At 64.5% G+C, this 3,840-nt stretch carries 5 protein-coding genes and 1 pseudogene; 1 reads left to right on the top strand and 5 read right to left on the bottom strand.

The window, feature by feature from the left end:
- The 3 genes and pseudogenes from VFA16_RS10300 to hisN all read right to left on the bottom strand — a co-directional run.
- Positions 1-173 (bottom strand): annotated as a pseudogene (locus tag VFA16_RS10300) (acyl-CoA dehydrogenase); the annotation flags it as partial.
- A gap of 78 nt (positions 174-251) precedes the next feature.
- Positions 252-1,340, bottom strand: coding sequence for an AmmeMemoRadiSam system radical SAM enzyme (amrS, locus tag VFA16_RS10295; protein ID WP_324967715.1), 1,089 nt, complete (start codon positions 1,338-1,340; stop codon positions 252-254).
- Positions 1,341-1,358: 18 nt separating this feature from the next.
- On the bottom strand, positions 1,359-2,150 hold the full coding sequence (hisN, locus tag VFA16_RS10290; protein ID WP_324967714.1) for a histidinol-phosphatase: 792 nt from the start codon (positions 2,148-2,150) through the stop codon (positions 1,359-1,361).
- Between hisN and VFA16_RS10285 the strand changes: the two genes are divergently transcribed.
- On the top strand, positions 2,149-2,505 hold the full coding sequence (locus VFA16_RS10285; protein WP_324967713.1) for a hypothetical protein: 357 nt from the start codon (positions 2,149-2,151) through the stop codon (positions 2,503-2,505). The genes hisN and VFA16_RS10285 overlap by 2 nt on opposite strands.
- Here the strand turns inward: VFA16_RS10285 and VFA16_RS10280 are convergent.
- Positions 2,399-3,550 carry a tellurite resistance/C4-dicarboxylate transporter family protein gene (locus VFA16_RS10280; RefSeq protein ID WP_324967712.1) on the bottom strand — a complete coding sequence of 384 codons (1,152 nt, stop codon included), beginning with the start codon at positions 3,548-3,550 and terminating at the stop codon, positions 2,399-2,401. The genes VFA16_RS10285 and VFA16_RS10280 overlap by 107 nt on opposite strands.
- 14 nt (positions 3,551-3,564) lie before the next feature.
- On the bottom strand, positions 3,565-3,840 hold a 276-nt coding region (locus tag VFA16_RS10275; protein ID WP_324967711.1), incomplete at its 5' end, for a respiratory nitrate reductase subunit gamma.

Raw genomic sequence — 3,840 nt, 5'->3', positions numbered from 1 at the left:
AGCGGATCACGCAGGTTGTACTTGTCCAGGAACTCCTGGCCGACGATGGGAGTAAGCAGGCCCAGCGCGATATCGATGCCGGTCCGCTTGTGCTTGTATTCGCCGACAGCGGTCTTGCGGCCGGTTTTCTTGGCGCGTGCGGGCGAGCCGTTGGTGGTGGACGTGTTGGTCATGTCAGCAGCCTCGGTCGTTGGGGCATTGCGATGACCCTATCTTACTCCGGAGTAAGATAGCGAGGACTGTTAACTAGTTCACACCTGCGACAGGTTTGCCCAGATGGGTAGCCGTCGCGGGCCCCAGCCTTCGGCCGGCCCATCAAAAACGCCGGGTAACCGATAGCCGCACGCCTGGCAGCGCCCATCATCGGTCAGCGCGTAATGCCGCATCGCATACCAGTCGCGTACCACGACGGCCGCACCGCACCCGGGACATGACGTGGTGCCGCCGTCGGCGTCGTGGACATTGCCCGTGTAGACGAACTGCAGGCCTGCATCAAGCGCGATGCGTCGGGCCCGAGTGAGGGTGGCCGGCGGCGTCGGCGGCGTGTCAATCATCTTGTAGTCCGGGTGAAATGCGGTGAAGTGCACCGGCACGTCGATGCCGAGGTTCTCGCGGATCCACTCGCACTCCGCGGCGATTTCGGCGTCGCTGTCATTGCGTCCGGGAATGAGCAGAGTGGTGATTTCGAACCACACATCGGTTTCGTGGCGCAGATAGCACAAGGTGTCAAGCACGTCGTTGAGGTGCCCGACGCACACTCGCCGGTAGAAGTCCTCGGTGAACGCTTTGAGGTCGACGTTGGCGGCATCGATGTGCCTATAGAACTCCGCCCGGGGCGCCGGACACATATAGCCCGCGGTCACCGACACCGCTTTGATGCCCCGGTTATGGCAGGCATCCGCGACATCAGCGGCGTATTCCCAAAAGATCGTCGGGTCGTTGTACGTGAAAGCAACGCTGCGGCAACCCAATTCGTCGGCGACACGAGCGATGTCCTCCGGCGTGGCGCGCCTGGCGAGCGTGTCGATCTCGCGGGACTTGGAGATATCCCAGTTCTGGCAGAACTTGCAGGCCAGGTTGCAACCCGCTGTGCCGAACGACAGCACCGCCGAACCGGGCAGGAAGTGGTTCAAAGGCTTCTTCTCGATCGGGTCGACGCAGAATCCGCTGGAGCGTCCGTAGCTGGTGAGCTTGATCTGGTCGTCGATGCGGGCCCGGACGAAACACAGTCCCCGCTGGCCCGCGTGCAGCTTGCAGGCGCGCGGGCAAACGTCACACTGGATCCGGCCGTCGTCGAGGCGGTGCCAGTGTTTGGTCGCGATCGTGAACGGATCACTCATGGCCTGCTCGCCGCCAGATTACGCGCGCAGTCGCCTCAGCACCTCGTCGTGCAGCAACCCGTTCGTCGCCACCGCGCTGCCGCCGTGCGGGCCGGCGCTGCCGTCGAGACCGGTGAATGTCCCGCCCGCTTCGCGCACCAGAATGTCTAGCGGCGCCAAGTCCCACACCGACACCTCCGGTTCGGTGGCGACGTCGACCGCCCCCTCGGCCACCAGGCAGTAGGACCAGAAGTCGCCGTAGGCGCGCACTCGCCACACCGCGTCGGTCAGCGCGAGGAAGCGTTCCCGTAATCCGAGCTGCGCCCATCCCGACAGGCTGGAGAACGACAGGCTCGCCGACCCCAGTTGCGCCACCGAGGACACCGACAGCCGGCGTGGCGGCGAGCCGGCGGCGGCAGCGAATGCGCCAGCGCCGTGAGCTGCCCACCACCGTCGGCGTAGCCCCGGCGCGCTGACCACCCCGACCGACGGCACTCCGTCGTCGAGCAACGCGATCAAGGTCGCCCACACCGGCACTCCGCGCACGAAGTTCTTGGTGCCGTCGATCGGGTCGATGATCCACTGCCGGCCACTGAAACACGTTGCGCCGCCGCCGGATTCTTCTCCTAAAACGCTGTCGTCGGGCCGGTGGCGTCGCAGCGCTTCGCGTAACTCTGATTCGACCGCTCTATCCGCATCAGTGACCGGTGTCAGATCCGGTTTGGTCTCGACCTGCAGATCCAGCGCGCCGAAGCGGTCCAATGTCACCGCGTCCGCGCGGTCGGCGAGCGTCAACGCCAGCGCAAGGTCATCGTCGTCGGCGCGGCCCATGCAGCAGTCCTACCATGGCCATGTGGGCTGGGAAATCGGTGTGCTTTTCTTGCTGATTGGGGCGTTGGCGGTGTTGCTGGCCCCGCGGTTCGTGCGACGCGGCCCCGGTACAGACGCGGTAAGCGGCACGCTGCTGGTCACTGGCGTCAGCCCGCGACCCGATGCGACTGGTGATCAGTATGTGACGATCACCGGAGTCATCAACGGGCCGACGGTCAACGAGCACACGGTTTATCAGCGCATGGTCGTCAATGTCGATAAGTGGCCGACGATGGGTCAACTGATGCCGGTGGTGTACTCGCAGAGGAATCCCGATAAGTGGGCCTTCGCCCCGCCGGAGCAGCCCTCCGCTTAGCGCGCATATATGCCGCTCCACCGACGGTGGTCACCAGGTGGTGCAACATTGCCACAAATGTGATTGCCCACGCCGCCAAGGCAATCCAGCTCTCGACGTCGCTGATGTGCTTGACCAGCGGCAGATGGTCGGCCCGCCCGAGGTAGTGCCCGCCGACTCCGTACATGCCCAGCGGGAACACCACACTCCAGAGTCCTGCTTCGTAGCGCAGTGGGATGCGGTGGATGATGTGTTTCCAAATGCCGGCGGCAACCAGCGGCGGCAGCAACCAGGTGCCGAAGGCCCAGAAGACAACCGAGGTTCCCGCGATCAGCCCTCGGGTAGCAGCGACCATCGGCGCGTTGGCCATCTCGACGATGCGTGCACCGGCCAAAACGGTGATCGCCGTCGCGCCCATTGAGACCCAGTACTGCGGGTTGAGGTCTTCTGGCCGCAGCGGGTAGAGCAGCATGCGGGCGGTGACCAGGACACCGGTACCGCCGTACAGGAACACGCCGACCGACCACGAGAACACTGCCAGTAGAGCCAATTCCCGGCGTTCGTTTCCGAGTGCAGGTTCCACCACGGCCGCGAGCACCGCGAGAGACTGACTGGCGACGACAAAGATGAACCAGGTGCCGTTCGCGGCCTGAAGCACGGGCTGGTGACGATGCCGCAGCACTGCCGTCCAGGGCACCAGGTAGCCCAGGACCAGCCAGCTCAGCCAGCCGACGACCAGCAGTGCGAACGCGAGCCGGTAGTGGGTGTCGACCGCGAGCCGGGTACCGAGGACGTCGGTGGCGGCGACGAAGGTAAAGAGCCCGAAAGCGCGGCCGGGATTGCCCAAGTCCTCGCCAACGTCTTTGCGGTACAGAGTGATTCGTGCGCCACTGAGGATGACAAGGACAACGTAAGTGAGCCCGGTCAGCCACAGCAGTGCAACCGAGAGTGAATACGCGCGATGGTGATACATCGCGATCGACACGATGCCGGTGGCCATGACCAGTGCGAAATACCCGGGGTTGAGGGTCCGTACCGCTTCACGGACTCCGTTAATCTGCTCCACGGTCGGGCCTTGTCTTAGTAGGGGACACCGATTTTGCGCCACCGTCGCCCGCTGGTACCGGGCTCGTGCGGTCGGTCGGCGACCCGGCTGCGGATGACGATGTAGGGCCGCCACAGATACCACAGCGGGTAACTCCACGCGTGCACCAGGCGGCTGAACGGCCAAACGATGAAGATTGCCCAGGCTGCTGCCGCGTGCAGTTGATAAAGAAACGGTGCGCTGGTGATCGCCCGGACGTTGGGATGAAATGTGGCCAGGCTGCGGAACCACACGCCGACGGTGTTGCGGTA

The organism is Mycobacterium sp. (genome assembly GCF_035653355.1).
Classification (GTDB): Bacteria; Actinomycetota; Actinomycetes; order Mycobacteriales; family Mycobacteriaceae; genus Mycobacterium.
Note: the sequence above shows the minus strand (reverse complement) of the source record. Positions and strands in the feature narration are given on the sequence as shown.

Coding starts and splice junctions, on each gene's coding strand:
- amrS (WP_324967715.1), bottom strand. CDS start 1,340: ATGAGTGATCCGTTCACGATCGCGACCAAACACTGGCACCGCCTCGAC.
- VFA16_RS10285 (WP_324967713.1), top strand. CDS start 2,149: ATGCAGCAGTCCTACCATGGCCATGTGGGCTGGGAAATCGGTGTGCTT.
- hisN (WP_324967714.1), bottom strand. CDS start 2,150: ATGGGCCGCGCCGACGACGATGACCTTGCGCTGGCGTTGACGCTCGCC.